Here is an 18,268-nt window from a genome sequence, read left to right as displayed (position 1 = left end):
ACAACCGACCCGTGTGAACCCGCGTCTATCTAATGGGCTGCAGAACGGGGAGCGGGGATGGACGACGAGTATCTGGCTTATGTGAATGGGCGGCTGGCGTCGCTGAGACGGCTGGCGTTCCTGCTCAGCGGCAGCAGGGACCAAGCCGACGACCTGGTGCAGGAGGCGATCACCAAGCTGTACGCGCGCTGGCCGAAGATCTCCCGCACCGACAATGTGGACACCTATGTGCACACGGCGATCGTCCGGGCGTTCCTGGTGGAGAAACGGCGGGGCTGGTGGCGGCGTACCAACCGGCCCGCCCCGCCGGAGCGGGCAGAAGAAGAAGCACCCATGCTGCGGACTGCGCTCAGGCGGATCCCGGCCAGACAGCAAGCCGTACTCGTGCTGCGCTTTCTCGGCGACCACTCCGTCGCCGACGTCGCACAGATCCTCGGGTGCTCCGAGGGCACCGTCGAAAGCCAGACGTCCCACGGCCTCAGCGCACTACGCCGAATCCTGGGCCCGACCGCTCACGCCGCGAACCTCTTCCCGGCCGTAAAAATCCAGGAAGGCGGACTGTGATGAACGACGAAGACTACGGCGTACTTCTGCTGCAGCCGCTGAAAGCCGGAAACCCGGACGGACCGACCCGGATCGATGTCGCCAAGGCGATGGGCGACGGCCTGCGCGCTCGCCGGCTGCGAACCTGGTCGACAGCCATGGCCGTCACCGCCGGGATGGCGGCGATCGTCACCGCCGGCATGCTGGTGCTGACGCCACCCCGGCACAACGACGAGAACCTGCCGCAACCGGTGCTTCCGGCGGATGTCGCTCTGCCGGCCGCCTGCACAGTGGACACTCTGCCGGTCGGAGACGCCACGTCAGCCGGGGTGACCGGCGGTGACCCGTCCGGGACGTACCTGGTCGGCGCGACCGAGCCGGTCTTCGAGGGCGACTTCGACCTGCTCGTGTGGAAGGACGGCAAGCTGGTCGCGGACGTCGAGTACGAAGGCCCGCGCGTGGAGATGAAGGACATCAACGGAGTCGGCGAGGCGGTCGGTAGCACCAATGCCGGGACCATCAAGCCGTACGCGTACCGGGACGGCAAGGTCCGCCCGATGAAAGGCGTCGGCACCACGATCGCGATCAACGACGCCGGCATGATCGCCGGTGACACCGAGCACGTGACGGAGGAGCCGCATCCGCAGCGCTGGTCGTCGTGGGACGCCGAGCCTGAGGCGATGCCGCTGCCGGACGGGATCACCGGCGGGGCCGCCTACGACATCACCGAGGACGGCACCATCCTCACCGCGCTGTTCACCGGGTCCTATACGTCACGGGCATCGACGAGGGGGGCGTACCTCTGGCACGCCGACGGTGAGATCGAGGCGATCGGGGCTCCGGAGATGGACATCGAGCAGCCCGTCAACGTCCAGCCGATCGCTTTCCGATACGGCTGGGTCTACGCGGTGGCGGGCACTGACGAAATCCAGTCGCTCTTCCGTTACGACCCGGTCAGCAAGGTCTGGCAGAAGATCAACGATGAGCCGTACAGCGCCCAGTTGCCGGCCGGGGGACCACAGGCCCTCGGGCCCAGGCCGAAGGTCTACATCGGTAAGGAGATGTTCGAGCTGCCGACCGTCGAGAAGTACGGCGATGACTCCTTCATGATCGAGTCCGTCAGCGAGGACGCCCAGGTCATCGCGGGATCGAACATGAGCGGCGTCGCTGCGGACCGCCCGGTCGTCCCGATCATCTGGCGTTGCCGATGAGCCGCGACAGCACGGCCGACGACGAATACCTGGCGTACGTGAACGGGCGTCTTCCGGCGCTGAGGCGGCTCGCGTACCTGCTCAGCGGCGACCGGGACCAGGCTGATGACCTGGTGCAGGAGACGATCACCAAGCTGTACGCGCGCTGGTCGAAGATCTCCCGTGCCGACAATGTGGACGCCTACGTGCACACGATGATCGTCCGAGCGTTCCTGGACGAGAAACGGCGGGGCTGGTGGCGGGTCGGGTTGTTCGGCTCGATTCCCGAGGAGCGGGCAGAAAAGGCAGCGGGCCTGGAGGACCGCACCATGCTGCGGGCCGCGCTGAAACAGGTACCGCCCAAACAGCAGGCCGTCCTGGTCCTGCGCTTTCTCTATGACCGTCCGGTCGCCGAGGTCGCCCAGATCCTCGGCTGTTCCGAAGGCACCGTGAAGAGCCAGACCTCCCACGGACTCAACGCCCTGCGCCGGATCATCGGCGACCCCGTCCCGGCCAATCCGAACGGCGAAGGAGGACCGCGGTGAACGACGACGAATACGGAACCAGCCTGCTGCGGCCGCTGGACACCGGCGTCCCGGACGGGCCGAGCCGGATCAACGTCGCCAAGGCGATGGGCGACGGCCGGCGAGCCCGCCGCGTGCGGACCGTTTCGACGGCGGCGGTGATAACAGCCGTCGTGGCCACCGCCGGCGCGCTCGTGTTGCGCCCGACCACCGAGCACGTGTTGCCCGCCCTGCCGCCCGACCCGGTCAAGCCGTCGTCCTGCGTGGCGCAGAAATTGGAGTTCGGCAAGGCGGCGTCGGCCGAGGTGACCGGTGGAGACCCCACCGGGACGTACCTGGTCGGCACCACCAACTCGTGGGCCGGTGCTGAATCCCGTACGGTATTGGTCTGGGAAAAGGGTGAGTTGACCGCTTCCGTGCCCACTCCCGAGCGAATGCCGGTGATGTCGGACATTAATGGATCCGGGATCGCGGTCGGTGGCACCGCCGAGATGCCCAGCCTGCCGTTCTTTCTGCGGGATGGGAAGGTGACCCGCCTCAAGGGTGACGGGACCGCGATCGCGATCAACGAAGCCGGCGAGATCGCCGGCAATTACGAGAAGCGTGGCGAGGCCGCGCCGCAGCGCTGGGCGTCACCGGACGCCGAGCCGGAGGTGATGCCGGTGCCGGCCGGCGCGAACGGCGGCCGGACGGTGGACATCGACGAGAACGGCACGGTCGTCACCTCGTTCTATACGACCAAGGGTGAGAAAGCGTTCCTCTGGCACGCCGACGGATCGGTCGAGCCGATCGCCGGGCCCGATCGGCTCGACCGCAGCAATGTGCAGCCGATCGCGTTCCATTTCGGATGGCTGTACGCCGAGGTTCGAGGCGGTCAATCCAGTGCGGCGGGCAGGTCTGATTCGGGAATCCAGCGGTATCACGTGCCGACACGGACCTGGCAGCAGGTCAGCGCCGCTACCTGGGAGGCGCACGTTCCCGCCCCGACCAACATCGGCGGCTTCCAGTCCGAGATTCCCCAGGTGTTCGTCGGCCGGCAGATCCTCGAACTGCCGGATATGACCGAGACACCCGACGACGGTTACACGGTCGACTTCATCAGCGAGAACGCCAAAGTGGTGGCCGGAAACAAGTTCAGCCTGACGGCCAGCGACAACAACCCGCCCGACCCGATCATCTGGAGCTGCCGGTAGAACCCCCCAGCGAACTCACAGCGCCAACCGGATGAAAGCGCAGGTCGCCGACGTTCTCTCGGATGCGGGCCACAAGCTCGCAAACCGAAGGAGTGAACGTTGTCCAGCCATAACAATGGCCTCAAGACTGCCGCTCTGCTGGGTCTGCTCACCGGTCTGATCCTGGCCGTGGGCTACTGGCTGGGCGGCAGCGGCGGCCTCGTGCTCGCCGTCATCGTCTCGCTGGCCACCAACGCCATCAGCTACTTCTACTCCGACAAGATCGCGCTGCGATCGATGGGCGCACGACCGGTCAGCGAGGCCGAGTTCCCCGAGCTGCACCGGATGGTTCGCGAGCTGGCGAGCGAGGCGGGGCAGCCGATGCCGCGCCTTTACGTCTCGCCCGCGACGCAGCCGAACGCGTTCGCCACCGGTCGCAACCCGGAGCACGCAGCGGTCGCCGTGACCGTCGGGATCACCCGCCTGCTGACCTTGCGTGAGCTGCGCGGAGTCATCGGCCACGAGCTGTCGCACGTCTACAACCGGGACATCCTGATCTCGAGCGTCGCTGCCGGTCTGGCCGGCATCATCACGATGCTCGCGCAGCTGGCGTTCTTCCTGCCGTTCCTGAGCTCGGACGACGAGGACAGCCCCAACCCGGCAGGCCTGCTGCTCATGATGATCCTCGGCCCGCTCGCCGCGTCGATCATCCAGCTCGCGATCAGTCGCAACCGCGAATTCCAGGCGGACGCCTCCGGCGCCACGCTCACCCGCGACCCTCTCGCGCTTGCCAGCGCTCTAGAGAAGATCCATTACGGTACGCAGAAAATGCCTCTGCCGGCCGACGGACAACTCGCCAGTAGCGCACACCTGATGATCGCCAATCCGCTGAAGGCCGGCGGCCTGTCGTCGCTGTTCGCCACGCACCCGCCGATGCAGGAGCGGATCCGCCGTCTGCACGAGCAGGCGTCGCTCAGCGGAAGCGCGGCACGCCCGTACCGGCAATGACCGGAAGCTAACGGATACGCCCGTGGTGAGTCCTGACACCACGGGCGTATTTCATTTCCATTGATCAATGCTTCGGAGTTAGCGTCGGAACGCGTTTCAGTCGTTACCGATCAACTCCGGAGGTCCCGCCCGTGACCGCGTTGCGTCAGTACCTTGGCGTGTGGCAACTCCCGGGCGGAAAGGTCCTGCTGGCCGTCGGCATCCTGGCCCGGCTCGGCATCGGCATGACCCCGCTGGCCCTGCTGCTCCTGGTCGAACAGGCCACCGGGCGGTATGCCGCGGCCGGCCTGGCCGGTGGTGTGTACGCGCTGGCCGGCGCCGCGCTGAGCCCGATCGCCGGCCGTCTCGCCGACCGGATCGGCCCAGGGCCCATCCTGCTCGCGACGGCCGTGCTGCACCCGCTCGCACTGGGCGCGCTGATCCTGGCCAGCCGCGGAGGTGCGAACGCACTCCCATGGATCTTCACGGCGACCGCGGTGGCCGGTGCCACGTACCCTCCTCTGACCGCGGCGATCCGCAGGGCCTGGACCGATATGACCTCGGTGACCACCGGTGGTCTTGGTTTGCGATCGGCCGCGCTCGCGGCCGAGACGTCGCTCTTCGAGCTGGTCTTCGTGCTCGGCCCGATGCTGGTCGCGGTGTTCATGGTGGTCAGCGGCGAGCCGGCGGCGGCGCTGATCAGTGCTGCGGCGGCGACGTTCGCCGGCACCGTGTGGATCTCCCGGCTGCCGGTGATGCGGCGCCGCACGGCGGCCGGCGGTGAGCACGCGGCGAAGGGTCTCGGCCCGCTGCGCTCGGGCGGCTTCCCGCAGCTGCTGCTCTGTGTCACCGCTCTCGGCATCGCGTTCGGTGCGGCCGGTGTGATCGTCCCGGCGTACGCATCGCAGCACGGCGGGGGAGAGGCGCTGGGTGGCGTCCTGCTCGGCGTCTGGGGTGTCGGCAGCGTGTTCGGTGGCATCTGGTTCGGCACCCGGCGCCCGGCGATGACCCTGACCCGGCAGTTCGCCTGGCTGCTGGCGGCCGTCGGGTCGAGCTTCGCGGTGCTGGGGCTCATGCCGAGCCCGCTCTGGCTCGGTGCCGCCCTGGTGATCGGCGGGGCGACCATCGCGCCGGCTCTCACCGTGGAGAACAGCCTGGTCGGACGGTTCGCCCCGGCCGGGATGCTGAACGAGGCGTACACCTGGATGGTGACCGTCTCGGTCTCCGGGAGCGCGGCCGGAGGCGCGCTGGCCGGCGTGATCGTCGACCAGCCGGGCGGACTGCCCTGGGCGTTCGCGTTCGCGGGCGGCGTGGTGCTGGTGGCGGCCGCGGTGGCGGCGATGCCGGAAGGTTCGATGGCCCGCGCGGACCGGGTGGCCGCCGCGCACCTGGCCGCAGCCCTCAAGTAGCCGGTATCACTTGCACTCGGTGCGAGCCGAGCTACGTTCGGGGAGGGTTTCGACCTACTGCAATCTTCAGAACGGATTCCGTCATGAGCGCTCCGAACCGCGTCCCGCTCTCCGTCCTCGACCTCGCCACCGTCAGGGAAGGCCACGGCAGCGCCGACGCCCTGCGAGGCACGATCGAGATCGCCAAAACCGCGGACGAGCTTGGGTACGCCCGATTCTGGGTCGCCGAGCACCACAACATGCCCGCCGTCGCGTCCACCACGCCGCCGGTGCTGATCGGTGCGGTCGCCGCCAACACGCGCGACATCCGGGTGGGCTCGGGCGGCGTGATGCTGCCGAACCACATGCCGTTCGTGGTGGCCGAGCAGTTCGCCCTGCTCGAAGCGCTGTACCCGGACCGGATCGACCTCGGCATCGGCCGGGCGCCCGGCACCGACCAGGCCACCGCGGCCGCGCTGCGGGGTGTCTCGCCCTACCTCACCGTGGAGCAGTTCCCCGATCACCTGCAGACCGTGATGGCGCTGCTCGGTGACGTTCGCGGATCCGCGCCGGCCCGGCTCTCGGCCACCCCGGCGGCGGAGACCTTCCCGGAGATCTGGATTCTCGGCTCCTCGACGTACGGCGCTCAGCTGGCCGCGACGCTCGGTCTGCCGTTCTGTTACGCGTACCACTTCGCGATGAGCTCCGACGTGGACAGTGCGGCCCGGCTCTACCGGAACGGATTCCAGCCGTCGGCACGCTTCCCCGAGCCGCATCTCATGGTGAGCGCCTCGGTGCTTGCGGCCGAGACCACCGAGGAAGCGCAGTACCTGGCCGGGCCCAGCCGGATCATGGCGCTCAGTCTGCGTACCGGCCGGCTCGGCCCGATGGTCTCGCCGGAGACCGCCGCCACCCGGCAACTGTCCGACATGGACCGCGCCGTCCTCGACTCGCTGCCCGGCACCCAGTACGCGGGCACCGCCGATGAGGTCGTCGCCGGCCTCGACACGCTTGTCGAACGCACCGGAGCGAGCGAGCTGATCCTGGCCGGCGCGGTGTACGACCCGGCGACCCGCAAGGACAGCCTGGCCCGGATCGCGAAGGTGTGGGGCCTGTAATCGTTTGCCGCCGCTCACCGGTCGTGGTGGAGTCGTATTCATGAGTATCGGTATTGTTCTGACCGTCAACGTCGGCTCGGCCGAGCCCAACCCGGCCAAGGCCGTCGGCGTGACCGGCATCGGCAAGCGCCCGATCGACCACGCCATCACGGTGCGGCCACCGGGGGAGAAAACCACCGGGCTGCACAGCGGCGTGGTCGGCGACTACATCGGCGACGTCGAGCACCACGGCGGTGACGATCAGGCCGTTTACGCGTACGCCCGGGAGGATTACGCCTGGTGGGAGTCGGAGCTCGGGCGGGAGCTGCCGAACGGGCTCTTCGGCGAGAACCTGACCACCGAAGGCCTCGACCTGGTCGGTGCGGTGATCGGCGAACGGTGGACCTTCCCGTCCGGCGTGGTCCTGCAGCCCACCTTCGGCCGGATCCCGTGCGCCACGTTCCAGCACCGGATGGGCGAGCAGCGCTGGACGAAGTGGTTCGCCCTGGCCAACCGCACCGGGGCGTACCTGCGGATTCTGGAACCCGGTGAGATCCGCGCCGGCGACCGGGTGGAAGTGACCGAACGCCCCGGTCACGGTCTCACCGTGGCCGAGGCGTTCGATATCTACATGCACGACCCGAGCCGGTTGTCCCGGCTGCTGGTCGCTGACTCCCTGCCCCCGTCAGCCCGCAGGGAGATCGAGGAACGCCTGTCCCGGACTACCGGCACCGCCAGATGATCGGCAGGACAGGGCGTTCGGCGGCGACGCCACTCAGGTTGGAGCCGGCCACGACGCGGGCGTCCGCACTGATGAAGGCGACCTTGAAAGCGTCGTCGTCGTACTTCGCCAGCGGTGGCAGCGTGAGAACCTTCTTGCCGACGTAAACGGTCGGTTTGTTCTGGAGGAAACCGCCGCCTCGGCGCTGCACGGCCGGCACCTGCACGGAGTACGACTTGGTGCCGAGGTCCTGCCAGGTCCTGCTCGCCGGGTCATACCGGTAGTTCGACCCGACGGTCCTCGCTTCGGGCGTCGACTCGCTGCTGTTCAGCGACGGTGTGCGTACCTCGGCGTAGAGCCAGCCGAAATGGAACGCCAGCGGCCCGGCGAACACCTCGTGCCCCGGAGCGGCCTTCGGGGGCTCGACCTTCTCGACAGTCCCGTCCGCATGCCAGAGATAGATCCCGCCGACGTTCCGGCTCCACAGCGAGGTCAGGATCGTGCCGTCCTCGGTGATGTCGAAGGCCTGCCCGGCGGTCATCCCCGCCGGCATCGGCATCAGCTCGGGCTCGGCGTCCCACGAGGCCCATCGCTGCGGCTGCGGATCCTTGATCACCGGCTCGGTGTCACCGGCGACGATGCCCGCGTCGTTGATCGCGACCGCGTTACCCGCGCCCTTCATCCGGGTCACCCTGCCGCTTTCGTACGCGTACGGAAGCGTGACCCCGCCGGTGGTGGCCCCGACCGCAACCCCGGACGCGTTGATGTCCGTCATCGAAACCCGAGGACCTTGGTACGCCACATCCGCGACCAGTTTCCCGTCCCGCCAGACCAGCACGTTGTGGTCCCCGCCCTCAACCGGCTCGGAGGCGCCGACCAGATAGCGGCCACTCGGATCCCCAGCGTTGACCTCAGCCGACTTCGCGTCGCCTGCAGGCAGCGCCGAGGCGGTGCAGGACGCAGGCACGCTGGGATCCGCCGGAAGCACCGGCGGCAACGCCTGATTCTGCGGCCGCAACACCAGCAACCCACCGGTGACCACAACCGCGACCCCAGCGGTGACCGCCACCGCGGTCGACCAGGCCCGCGCTCGCCGAGCCCTGAGGCCGTCCCGCATAGCTTTGGCGACGTCAACCCGAGCCACCCCGTCCGGTGTCCCGTGGCCGAGCGGCCGCAACAGCAGCGCCCCGCAATCCTCGTCGTCCACCAGAAAGTCCTTGTCCATCCCCGCTCCCCGTTCTGCTGCCCACTAAATAGACGCGACTTCACAGGGGTGGGTTGTATGGCCTCACACACCGAGCGAACACCGGGCGAGCCAGCTTTGATCAGCTCCGGCGGAGACCGAGTGATACGCATGAAAAAAGCCCCTGACCGGCATAACGCCTGGTCGGGGGCTTCTTTTCCCAGTGGTGGCGGGTGAAGGATTCGAACCTTCGAAGCTTTCGCGACGGATTTACAGGGAGCGCCTGAAGGCAAGATCGACAATGGCCCGACCTGCGCATCTAGTCGGCGATGGGTAGCCATCGCGGGTATGTTCCCGTCATGTTCCCGTACTGCCTGCTTGCAGTCCCGCGGCCGGTAGCAACCGTACGGCCCTGGTTACGGTCTTGAAGTGGTAGTGCATCTCCTCGCTATGGGTCATAGCAATGATGTGGATTGGTGGAACGTAGTCTCGCCAGTAGTCGGCCTCGCGAAGTGCCTTGATGTTATCCCGGTTGCTATACATGAGCAATACGTCGATGTCTTCCGGAATGGGTGATACTAGGGCTGAACCGAATAGCCACGCCTCGACGAATGGGTATTTGCTCAACTCCTTGTAGAGTGCCCGAAGATGTGGCCAGCGATCGATCATTTCCATTCTAGGCCCAGGCTTTTCAGGAAATCTGTTAGGAGCAGGATCTTTGTATTGGATACTTTCCCGGCCTCGTAGACCTCGGACGCGAACCCGCGGCAGCTAGGATTGGTGTTTACGATTGCATCGACTGGTACCCGAGGCTCAGCTGCCAAGAGTGAGTAGACGCTGTCTGAGGTTAGCTCGTAGTCGGAGTAAAAGATTGCGACGAGCGGACTAAGGCCGCCCTTACGACTGACTTCATAGGTGAACTCGCCGCAACGCCGTGTATTTGCGACGTGCCAATTTGAGTTGAGCCTATTGTGAACGTACTGTTGTTCGGAGCTGACGTATTCGGAGATCCTCGGACTCCGGAGGAGGGCTCCCTTCAAGTCACCCATGCGAGCAAGGAGGACGCCACGTGTCTCTGCCATCTCGTAGGCGCTGCCATCGGCGGAACGCCTTATTAGCAGGAAAGCCTCGGCTGTTGGCATTTCGCGGATCGCGTCATCCAGATCTCTGGCAGTAAAAGAGAGATTCCCCTTTTTTTCCACGCAGTAGACGAAGGCTGGCGGTAGCGCCTTACGGTTGATCTGTAAACCGTGCACGCCTACTGGTGTGACAGTGGGGTACCCGTCCTCTCGGAGTTTTCCGGCCGCCCAATCCCGCATAGTCACCGTGCATCTCCTCGGAGGACGTCATCCATTTCGGCCGGAAAACGGCTAGAGCCGGCGGTCCAATCATCGAACAGGTGGCGCTCCTCGAATTCTAGGGCGTGAATTGAGAATTCCTCGGCGACACGACGCTCGCTTGGGTCGAGTAGTGCGTTGTTTCTTTGTAGTACGCGCTTTATTCTGGCGTTGTTGGGTATGATTGTCCCCTTGGCATGTCGGCTCCACTGGCTAGCGCGAGCCTCAGAAAAAACGCCGTCCGCAGGCCCGTATCGTAGGAATATTGCACGGTTTTCTTCTAGCAAGGGCTCGATGAATGCGCGCGCGGATTTCCGGTCAGTGAATTCGGGAGTTCCAAAAGCTCGGCGTAGTTCATCTTGGTGTCTACTTTTCCAAGATTGAAGTAGCGTGGCGGGATAGTTTCCTGGAACCTTGTCTACTTTAGTGTGGCAATTTGCGCAGAGTACAACGACATTATCGGAATTCGCTCGCTCATCCGCAGTCAGGGTCACGCCTTTGTCGTCGCGCGGCCCACCTTTGGATGCTGCGATAATATGCGCCATTTCCGCGAAGTCGACACTGTTGTCAGTGTCGAAGAGGGCGATCTCGCAGGCCGGATTAGCGCAGTAGCCTCCCGATTCGGACCATAGGCGACGCTTCGTGTGGTCACTAAGGGGGACGCGAGAGCATCGGGGTTCGCTCTGTTGGTTGCGGGCCAATTCGTACCGTCCAGGACTTGGCGAGTTAAGGCTCGAACAAGGAGTCGGCCCGATCAATGGAAGATCGCGACCGACAAGGTCCAGAAGCTACCGGAACTGCACGCTACCTGAGTGCGTTATGGATGCGATCGTTGACACCATCCTCGCCGCCGTCGATGCAGTTGGCGTAGACCCGGAGCAACACCGCGACGCTGTGCCCGAGTCGCCGGGCGACCTCGGTTGCCGGAACGCCGGCGTTTAGCCAGAGCGAGGCGGCGGCGTGGCGGAGGTCGTATGGGCGCTTCGCCAGTGGCGAGGCGACCTGGTGCGGAGTGAACACCGCGCGACGGGCCATCTTCCACCACCGGTCGTAGACCGACTCGGAGAGCGGACCGCCGTGGAGGCCGCGGAAAAGCCGGCCGTCAGGAGCCGCGCCGTACTCCGTGATGTGGTGATGCAGCAGGGCAACCAGCTGGGGCGGGGCCGCCACAACGCGGGTGTCGTGGCGAGCCCGGTGCTTGAGACCGCGTCGCTCGTGAGGCTTGCCGTCGTCGGTCCAGGCGGTGCCCGATCGGGGTGCGGTTTCCGCCAAGGTGATCCGGCCCCAGCCGTACTCGATCTTCTCGTGTTGGCACGAGCCCCGCGGCGGCGCGGTCACGTCGGGCAGATCGGTATCGCAGTCCAGGCAGCGGCCCGGTAGCTCGCAGTCAGGTTGCCGAATATCAGCCGCTTCCGACGGGCGCGTACCGGCGTAGTAGAGGCAGCCAAAGAACGCCCGCACCCGGTCGGCCCGTTTGCCGAGCGATTCCAGCGCATCGAGGAGCGAACTGACCTGGGTGGGGTTGGCTACCACCCGGCGGTCGACGGCCGAGGCGACCTGAGGAGCGGTCCACTGGAGAGGGTCAATCGGATTGGCGTCGAGGCGGCCCAGCTCGACGGCGTAGCCCACGGCGTTGTAGAAGATCGCGCGCTTTCGACTGATCGTGCTGGCAGCAGCAGCCGTGCCGTCTTGCCGAATGCAGAGCCCGTCGAGGACCCGGCGCACGGTCGCCGCTGTCTCCAGTTCCGTGACCAAGATCGAGGAGCGTTCGAGCCAGGCCAGCGCGGCGGCGTGCGTCTCCGGAACCTCCTCATCCCAGCGCATCGGGTTGAGCGCGTATCGGTACAAGGCCTCGCGAAGAACCTGTTTGTCTGGGCGCCCGCGTCGACTTTTGGCCGTCAGCATCGCGGTGACATCGGTCAGTGCCTCCACCGTGCCCCGGCGGGACTTGGCGGCCAGCCGGGGCCACTTGGCTTTCATGTACTCGCGGACGTGGACGTACCAGGTCACCGCGTTGAGGGCGCGGATCTCTGACATGGGGCGGCCGGTCTCCGTGTCGAACGGCTGCCCGTCGTTCGCGGCCTTGACCAGTTCCGAGCGGAACGAGTTGGCGAGCGCCTTCTTGGCGAACAGTTCCTCGAACGGCCGGGCGGCGCCCTCCACGGACCAGCGGACCCGGTACCAGAGCTTGCTCCGGATCGTTCGCTTGCCGATATCCCAGATACGGACCTGGTAGCTCCTCATGCCGCATCGCTTTCGAGGCCAGTGAGCCAGTCCTCGAACACCGAGCGTCGGACCCGCAGCTCACCATTGGGCAGCTTGAACACGCGCGGTGCCCGACCCGTCTGCCGCCACTGGTACCAGGTCGACCGAGGCACCCGCAGTTCGGCGAGCACTTCCGGCACGGTCAGCAGCTCATCCATTGCTCTGTTCCCCTCCGCGTTGGTCGGGCGCCTGGCCGGTTGCCAAAGGAGCTGTCGGTGGGTCACCGCTGGCGCGTTGCCGAGCGGTGTTCAGCTGCGCGCGGCGTTGGATGCGCTGAGATATCGCTCGTAGGAGTCGGTGTTCGAGCGGGGGTAAGTCGGGATCGTCGTTGCGGGCCATTTCCCAGGCGACTGCTGGCTTTTCCGCGCTGGGTTCCGTGTCATCGGTGATCACGCCGAGCAGGGCCTTGACCCAGGCATGGGCGTCGGCGCGGTGATCGGAGAGAGTCTTGCCGGACCAGTCACGGGAGACGAGCACACGTCGGCCACCGATGCCGAGGGTGGTCTTTTGGTGCACACGTCCCTTGCAATGGCCGGGCCGGAGTCGCCCGTGCGCCTTTTTCGGCTGGACGCCGTAGAGCAACCAGTTCGCGCATCGCTCCGAGCACGGGGTGACACATAGTTCGTGCCAGAGCCGGTCGAGGTGAGCGCGCTGCGGGTCGCCGCTGGTCGAGTGGCAGTCCACCGCGGATTTGGTGATGTATTTCGTGATGTAGCCGATCGTCCGCTCGGCAACGCGGGTACCAGGGTCGACGCCCTTGGCCTTGACCTGGGCACCGAAGCGGACCAGGTGCGCTGGCTCAGCGTCGGGATCGTCGTCGATCGCATCCAGAGCCTCAGCCCAGGTCGACAGCGCCCGACTGGTGTCCGGGTCCACCCACGTTTCGGCCTTGGCATCCCAGGCCGGCGGCCGATCGATCGGGTACCTCAGCCGATCGGCGTCCGGCCACCACACCTGGTGATAGGTCGCAGTGGCGACGCGTTCCAGCATCGCTCGGGGAACAGTGCCCCGGATGGCGAAGTGCGCGTGCGGAGCGAGGCGCCGTTGCGGCTCGACACAGCCCGCGTACTGCACGTTCCAACCGACCGCTCGACGCAGGTTCTGCCAGTACCGATCGAGCAATCGGGGGAAGTGGACAGCGTCCCAGGCTGCGCGCCGGTAGTCATACCGCGCCGGGTCGACCGGTGTGCCGAGCTGCGGATCGTCCTCGGTGTGTCGGCGACGGCAGGCGCACGAGCGCCCAGCGTGGATCGAGTGCACCGGTCCGTAGCTGTCCAGGGTCAGGGTCAGCCACATCGAGGGGCGATGCTCAACACCGTCCGGGCCGGTGTAGGTGCGGCCGACGGTGCGGGGGTCGACCTTCTGCCGAGGCAGCTCGGGCACGTCTGGCCGCCGTTTGGTGGACCGGACCCGTCGAGGTGCGTTGTCGTCGCCGACTTGGTCGTCGCTGGCGTGGCTGGGCGCAATGCTGCCGCGCAGTCCTTCGGCGGCTATCTCCTGCTCTACTGCCCCGATCGCGGTGTCGATGCGGTGGAGCTCCGTCGTTCTGTCGTCCGGGTCCATCGCAGCGAGTTGGAGTGCGGCCCGCTCGAATTCGAGGTGTGCCCGTGCGGTGATGAGGTCGCGTTGCCGTGGGGTGGCGAGGGCCGGTGCGGGGAGCGGTTCGTCGGTGCGGTGCCAGCCCTCGCGGATCTGGACCTGCCGCAGCCTGCGTGCTCGCTTGGCGCAGGGCGGGCATTTGACTTCGAGGGTGGCGCCGCAGGGCAGGTCAACGAGTTCGGTCTTGCCGGTGGTCAGGTCGGTGCGGCGCAGTGCGATCGGGCGAATGCAGACGCCGTGGTCGATGGCGAGGTCTTTGAGCGCGTCGGTGGCGCGGGGCAGGGCGAGGCGGGCGGCCCTGGAGCCCGGCCGAGGCGTCGGTGTCACGGCCGGGGTGGGCAGGGTCGGAGCGGTCAACGGGTCACCTGCCCGATGACAGGGACGCCGTTGGGGCGAGTGATCGGCTTGACCGGGGCCGCTACGGCCGCCGGTACCGGGACAGCGGGCGTGTGCTGCTCCGCCGGCGCCGGAGTGGTGCCGGTGAAGACCAGCTTGACCAGGGCCATGAACGCCAGGGCTGGCACTGCGGATAGCAGCCAACCGGACGGGCTGGGTTGCGCGACGGCGAGTTGAGCGGAGAGCGACAGCGTGCCGGCCGCGACGAGCAGGAACAGTGGGTAGCCGATCGGCGCCCCCGTCCGGCGGCGCCGCTTGATGGTCAGCAGCGCCGCGACCGGGACGAGTTCGGAGATGACCGCGTTCACCCAGCCGAACGCGTCCAGAGTGCCGGCCGGAGTGTGGCGCATGGTCCAGTCGTGAACGTGGGAGAAGGATGCCCACCCCGCGGCCAGTGCGACGGTGGTGAGGATGGCGGCCAGCGTCAGGCCCTCGATCCGTTCCACGTGCAACTTCATGCCGCACCCCCGACCGGTTCGCCGTACAGGTCGGCCATGTCGCGCACGGTGTCGTCGTCGCAGTAGGTGTGCCGGACCCGCATCGGTGTCGGGTCGCCTTCTAGGACGACATAGCCGGTGCCGGGTTGGGTCTGCGGGATGCGGTCGCAGAGGGCGCCACGGTCACGCATACCGTCGCCGAGGACCATGTCGACCTCAGCGGGCTCTGAGAGGCGCAGTCCGATGCGGGTCGGGAACAGTCCGCGTGCCGGCAGCACCTCCTTGCGGGGGTCCTGGATCGCGGCGACGACGTGCACGCCGACCGCGCGGCCCTGGGTGAGGACGATGCCGAGTGCGGCCTTGATCCGATCTTTGAGCTGCCGTTCGGTCAGGTAGGCGGTCAGGTTCGCCAGCTCATCGATGACCAGGACGATCAGCGGTTCGTCCTCGGTCGGGGTGTGCTGGCGTGTTCGGCCGGCCAGCCGTGCGGCGCGCTGCTGGGCCTTGGCTGCCGCCTGCTCGATCAGGTCGGCCATTTCGGCGAAGTCGCGCGAGGCGAACTTGGCGAACAACGGCCGGCCGATGCCGAGTTCCATGCCGCCCTTGGGGTCCAGGCCCCAAAGCTCGACCACGCCGGCCGCCACGCCCCCGGCGAGGGCACGCACGATGGACCAGATCACCGAGCCCTTACCCGAGCCGGTAGCCCCGACGATCAGCACCTGAGTGCCGAACAGTCGCATCCGGTACAGGTCGCCGTCCTCCTGCACTGCAATGGGCAGAGCGGTGAAGTCCGGCAGGTCCGGCACCGGCAGAGGCGGCACCGTTTCTTGCAGAGCGTCGCCGCGCATGAGAACCAGGACCACGGTTGCGTAAGTCGATCCGGGCACGGCCTTGACCTGGCGAACCCCGAAGGTGTGGGCGAGCCGCTCGGAAGCCTTGGCGAAGTCATCGGGGATCTGCCCAGTCACCATCCGGACCGTGACCTCATCACAGGCCGCCCGGCACCGGACCCGGACGATTTCGGGGATGATCGTGCGCTTGTCGTACGAGATCGACAGCTTTGCGGTGACCATCGCGGCCATCCACCGCCGCCGGTAGACCAGCCTGCGAACCCTCGCGAGGATCGGCCACCATCCGAACCGCAGCCACGACGGCCGGTGCGCGAATGCCCATACAGTTGCGACGAGCGCGACCCCGCCGACAACCAGAGCGAGCCGCTGCCAGCCGTAGACGACGTAGAGGGCGGTCAGGAGCGTGATCGGCAGCGTGGCGTACCAGTGTCGGACGTAGGTGGTGACGAGCCTGGCGACCGCCTTGATGATCTCCCAAGTGACGACGAGCCAGATCGGGAGCTTGACGATCGGCGTGCGTACGTTGAGCGGGGCCACGGGGATCGTTTCGCCCCGGATTATGTTGACCAGCGGCATCTAGCTCACCGCCTTAGCCTGGTCGAGGGTGCTCAGGGCCTGCCGGATGTGGTCGAGGCGTTCGGCATCGCTGACATTAGGGATCAGCAGCGCCCAAGCCTCGATCCTGCCGATGACGCCGGTATAGCGGTGCGCGTACTCCCAGCCGTTCAGAGCGTGCTGTTGTAGGGCTTCCCGCTCGCGCTGCTGGAGACAGGCATCGCATCGTTCGACGCCGTCCGGGATCGGCCTGAGCTGGCCGCACTCGGTGCAGGTACGCCATACGGTGTTATCTCGTGTCGTGACGCGGGCAGCGTCGACTACCTTGGGCATCACAGCCCTCTCCTTCGCAGGTCAGTGGTTGAGCGCCCGGGGCGGGGATGACTTCTTGGCGGTTGTTGGCCCCGCTCCCGGACGCGACGAGATCTAGGCGGCTTTCGCGCGCCCGGCGGACTGCGGCGCCGTCATCGCGGTCGCACGCACCGACCAGCCCAGCCGCGCACGGCACTTAGCGGCGGCGCCCTTGCACTTCTGCGAATCCACGTACGGCGTCAACGTCACGTCCACAAACTCCACCATCGGCGGATAGCCCGGCACGGCCGACGCCGGCGGCACCGGCTGCTGCGGCGCGACGACCTTGACCTTGAATTCCTTCGAGCCGCCGAACTTGCCGGCCTCCGGGTCCAAGTCAAGGAGCCGGACGAGCCAGACCCGCTCGCCGGTGTCCTTGTCGCGGAGCTGATCGTCACCCTGTCCGCGCTTGTCGAAGTCGGTGGCCGGCTCGACACCGAGGCAGAGCGCACCATGCGGCGCGACGTAGTCCCACGGAACCGGCACTTTGATCGCGTTCGGAATCACCGAGCTGCTCCCTCTGTCGTCCAAGCTTGGCTACTTGACTAACCAAGTTGGACAGAAATTATCAGATGGACAGCTTGGCTAGCCAAGCTTGTTCATAGTCTGAAATCAATGGACGATGAAGAGTTCTTCGATACCTAGCGGCCCCGCAGGAATGACCAGGTCAAACACCAGGACCGGGTGGCCGGAGGTGTTGCGGACGATCAGCAGGCTCGCCAGGACAAGCGTCCGCCGACCGAGTCGGAGCAAGTCGTCCTCGCGGGGAGAAGCGGTCCGCGCGGTCAGTCGCTCGATTACGTCGCCCGCGACGAACTGCCGGCGCTGCTCCAGGTGGTCGAGGATGCCCTCACGGAGACGATTCGGACCGCCGAGCGCGGTTCCGCCGGCAGTGATTGCCGGAAGGAAAACCGTTGATAGCGCAGTCTGCTCCGAGTCACTTGCGGGCATGATCCGCTGGCGAGCGATGACCGCCTCGCCGATCGGGATGGCGAGAGCCGCAGCGATCCGAGGTGACGCAGGCGCCCGGCCCGCACCGATCAGCGTGCCAACGCCGATCTCGGCCCCGTGTAGAGCTGCGAAGATGCGCCCTGGCAAGCGAGGGGAGCGAGGCCGCGGAGTGCCGAGCACCGCGCGTCCCTTGCCTTGAACGCCCTCGATGTAACCGAGCTGCCGCAAGTACTCCAGCGCGCGGACCACGGTTGACCGGGAGGCCTCGAATTCGCGAACCAACTGGGCTTCGCTGGGCAGCATCGAGCCGGTCGGGTAGGTGCCGCTGTCAATGCGTGCCTGGAGCGTGTTCGCGATCATCGCGTACTTCGCGGGCGCCGGATCGATCCGCATCCCGGTCATGCCCGAGCACTCAGGGGAGCGGGCCACCCTGCGGACGCCGATGATGTGGCGTCGAGCAGTTCAGGCATCACGACCTCCACCCGATGGTTTGGGGTGGCGCCGGAGCGGGCGGATCGCGAAAGGGGCGCGTTTGTCCGCACCGCCGCTCCGGCACCTACTGTTCCGCTAGACAAGATCGCCCTGCTGGGGTGGCGAGTAACGTCGAGCGCAACAGATTTGGCTAGCTTGGCTAGCCAAATTGACCGTAAGGGTAGGTGCTCACCTACGCAAGCAGACAGACGAGATATTTCCTAACCTGGCTAGCCAGGCTTTACGCTGC

18 protein-coding genes are annotated in these 18,268 nt (G+C 66.7%); 8 read left to right on the top strand and 10 right to left on the bottom strand.

What is annotated here, in order from left to right:
- Positions 1 to 57 precede the first annotated feature (57 nt).
- From B0I29_RS09775 to B0I29_RS09740, 8 genes are all read left to right on the top strand, one after another.
- Positions 58 to 564, top strand: coding sequence for a SigE family RNA polymerase sigma factor (locus tag B0I29_RS09775; protein ID WP_111648548.1), 507 nt, complete (start codon positions 58 to 60; stop codon positions 562 to 564).
- Positions 564 to 1,754, top strand: coding sequence for a hypothetical protein (locus B0I29_RS09770; RefSeq protein WP_111648547.1), 1,191 nt, complete (start codon positions 564 to 566; stop codon positions 1,752 to 1,754). The genes B0I29_RS09775 and B0I29_RS09770 overlap by 1 nt, the downstream gene beginning before the upstream one ends.
- Positions 1,751 to 2,278 (top strand): SigE family RNA polymerase sigma factor, encoded by a 528-nt coding sequence (locus B0I29_RS09765; RefSeq protein ID WP_111648546.1) that lies wholly within the window; start codon positions 1,751 to 1,753, stop codon positions 2,276 to 2,278. Before B0I29_RS09770 ends, B0I29_RS09765 begins: the two co-directional genes overlap by 4 nt.
- On the top strand, positions 2,275 to 3,450 hold the full coding sequence (locus B0I29_RS09760; RefSeq protein WP_111648545.1) for a hypothetical protein: 1,176 nt from the start codon (positions 2,275 to 2,277) through the stop codon (positions 3,448 to 3,450). The genes B0I29_RS09765 and B0I29_RS09760 overlap by 4 nt, the downstream gene beginning before the upstream one ends.
- Before the next feature lie 99 nt (positions 3,451 to 3,549).
- Positions 3,550 to 4,437, top strand: coding sequence for a zinc metalloprotease HtpX (gene htpX, locus B0I29_RS09755; protein ID WP_111648544.1), 888 nt, complete (start codon positions 3,550 to 3,552; stop codon positions 4,435 to 4,437).
- 131 nt (positions 4,438 to 4,568) lie between these two features.
- Positions 4,569 to 5,825 carry an MFS transporter gene (locus B0I29_RS09750; protein WP_111648543.1) on the top strand — a complete coding sequence of 419 codons (1,257 nt, stop codon included), beginning with the start codon at positions 4,569 to 4,571 and terminating at the stop codon, positions 5,823 to 5,825.
- Between the two features lie 83 nt (positions 5,826 to 5,908).
- Positions 5,909 to 6,922: an LLM class flavin-dependent oxidoreductase gene (locus B0I29_RS09745; RefSeq protein ID WP_111648542.1), complete on the top strand. Its 1,014-nt coding sequence runs from the start codon at positions 5,909 to 5,911 to the stop codon at positions 6,920 to 6,922.
- A gap of 46 nt (positions 6,923 to 6,968) precedes the next feature.
- Complete coding sequence (locus B0I29_RS09740; protein ID WP_111648696.1) at positions 6,969 to 7,643, top strand: MOSC domain-containing protein; 675 nt, start codon at positions 6,969 to 6,971, stop codon at positions 7,641 to 7,643.
- Here the strand turns inward: B0I29_RS09740 and B0I29_RS09735 are convergent.
- The 10 genes from B0I29_RS09735 to B0I29_RS09695 form a co-directional block, all read right to left on the bottom strand.
- On the bottom strand, positions 7,624 to 8,847 hold the full coding sequence (locus tag B0I29_RS09735; protein WP_111648541.1) for a hypothetical protein: 1,224 nt from the start codon (positions 8,845 to 8,847) through the stop codon (positions 7,624 to 7,626). The genes B0I29_RS09740 and B0I29_RS09735 overlap by 20 nt on opposite strands.
- A gap of 623 nt (positions 8,848 to 9,470) precedes the next feature.
- Positions 9,471 to 10,130 (bottom strand): hypothetical protein, encoded by a 660-nt coding sequence (locus B0I29_RS45165; protein ID WP_146616755.1) that lies wholly within the window; start codon positions 10,128 to 10,130, stop codon positions 9,471 to 9,473.
- A gap of 816 nt (positions 10,131 to 10,946) precedes the next feature.
- On the bottom strand, positions 10,947 to 12,386 hold the full coding sequence (locus B0I29_RS09730; RefSeq protein ID WP_245972384.1) for a tyrosine-type recombinase/integrase: 1,440 nt from the start codon (positions 12,384 to 12,386) through the stop codon (positions 10,947 to 10,949).
- Positions 12,383 to 12,565 (bottom strand): helix-turn-helix transcriptional regulator, encoded by a 183-nt coding sequence (locus tag B0I29_RS09725; protein WP_111648540.1) that lies wholly within the window; start codon positions 12,563 to 12,565, stop codon positions 12,383 to 12,385. Before B0I29_RS09725 ends, B0I29_RS09730 begins: the two co-directional genes overlap by 4 nt.
- Positions 12,558 to 14,363, bottom strand: a complete 1,806-nt coding sequence (locus B0I29_RS09720) for a replication initiator (protein ID WP_245972382.1) — start codon at positions 14,361 to 14,363, stop codon at positions 12,558 to 12,560. Before B0I29_RS09720 ends, B0I29_RS09725 begins: the two co-directional genes overlap by 8 nt.
- The gene (locus tag B0I29_RS09715; RefSeq protein WP_111648539.1) at positions 14,360 to 14,860 is read right to left on the bottom strand and encodes a hypothetical protein; all 501 of its coding nucleotides are present in this window, start codon (positions 14,858 to 14,860) and stop codon (positions 14,360 to 14,362) included. Before B0I29_RS09715 ends, B0I29_RS09720 begins: the two co-directional genes overlap by 4 nt.
- The gene (locus tag B0I29_RS09710; protein WP_245972380.1) at positions 14,857 to 16,227 is read right to left on the bottom strand and encodes an FtsK/SpoIIIE domain-containing protein; all 1,371 of its coding nucleotides are present in this window, start codon (positions 16,225 to 16,227) and stop codon (positions 14,857 to 14,859) included. The genes B0I29_RS09715 and B0I29_RS09710 overlap by 4 nt, the downstream gene beginning before the upstream one ends.
- Before the next feature lie 39 nt (positions 16,228 to 16,266).
- Positions 16,267 to 16,578 (bottom strand): hypothetical protein, encoded by a 312-nt coding sequence (locus B0I29_RS09705; protein WP_146616754.1) that lies wholly within the window; start codon positions 16,576 to 16,578, stop codon positions 16,267 to 16,269.
- A 93-nt stretch (positions 16,579 to 16,671) separates the two neighbouring features.
- Positions 16,672 to 17,103, bottom strand: coding sequence for a hypothetical protein (locus B0I29_RS09700; RefSeq protein ID WP_111648693.1), 432 nt, complete (start codon positions 17,101 to 17,103; stop codon positions 16,672 to 16,674).
- 105 nt (positions 17,104 to 17,208) lie between these two features.
- Positions 17,209 to 17,949, bottom strand: coding sequence for a GntR family transcriptional regulator (locus B0I29_RS09695; protein ID WP_146616753.1), 741 nt, complete (start codon positions 17,947 to 17,949; stop codon positions 17,209 to 17,211).
- Positions 17,950 to 18,268 lie beyond the last annotated feature (319 nt).

Origin of the sequence: Actinoplanes lutulentus (assembly GCF_003259845.1) — a bacterium.
Taxonomy (GTDB): Bacteria; Actinomycetota; Actinomycetes; order Mycobacteriales; family Micromonosporaceae; genus Actinoplanes; species Actinoplanes lutulentus.
This window is presented reverse-complemented; position numbering and strand designations above follow the sequence as displayed.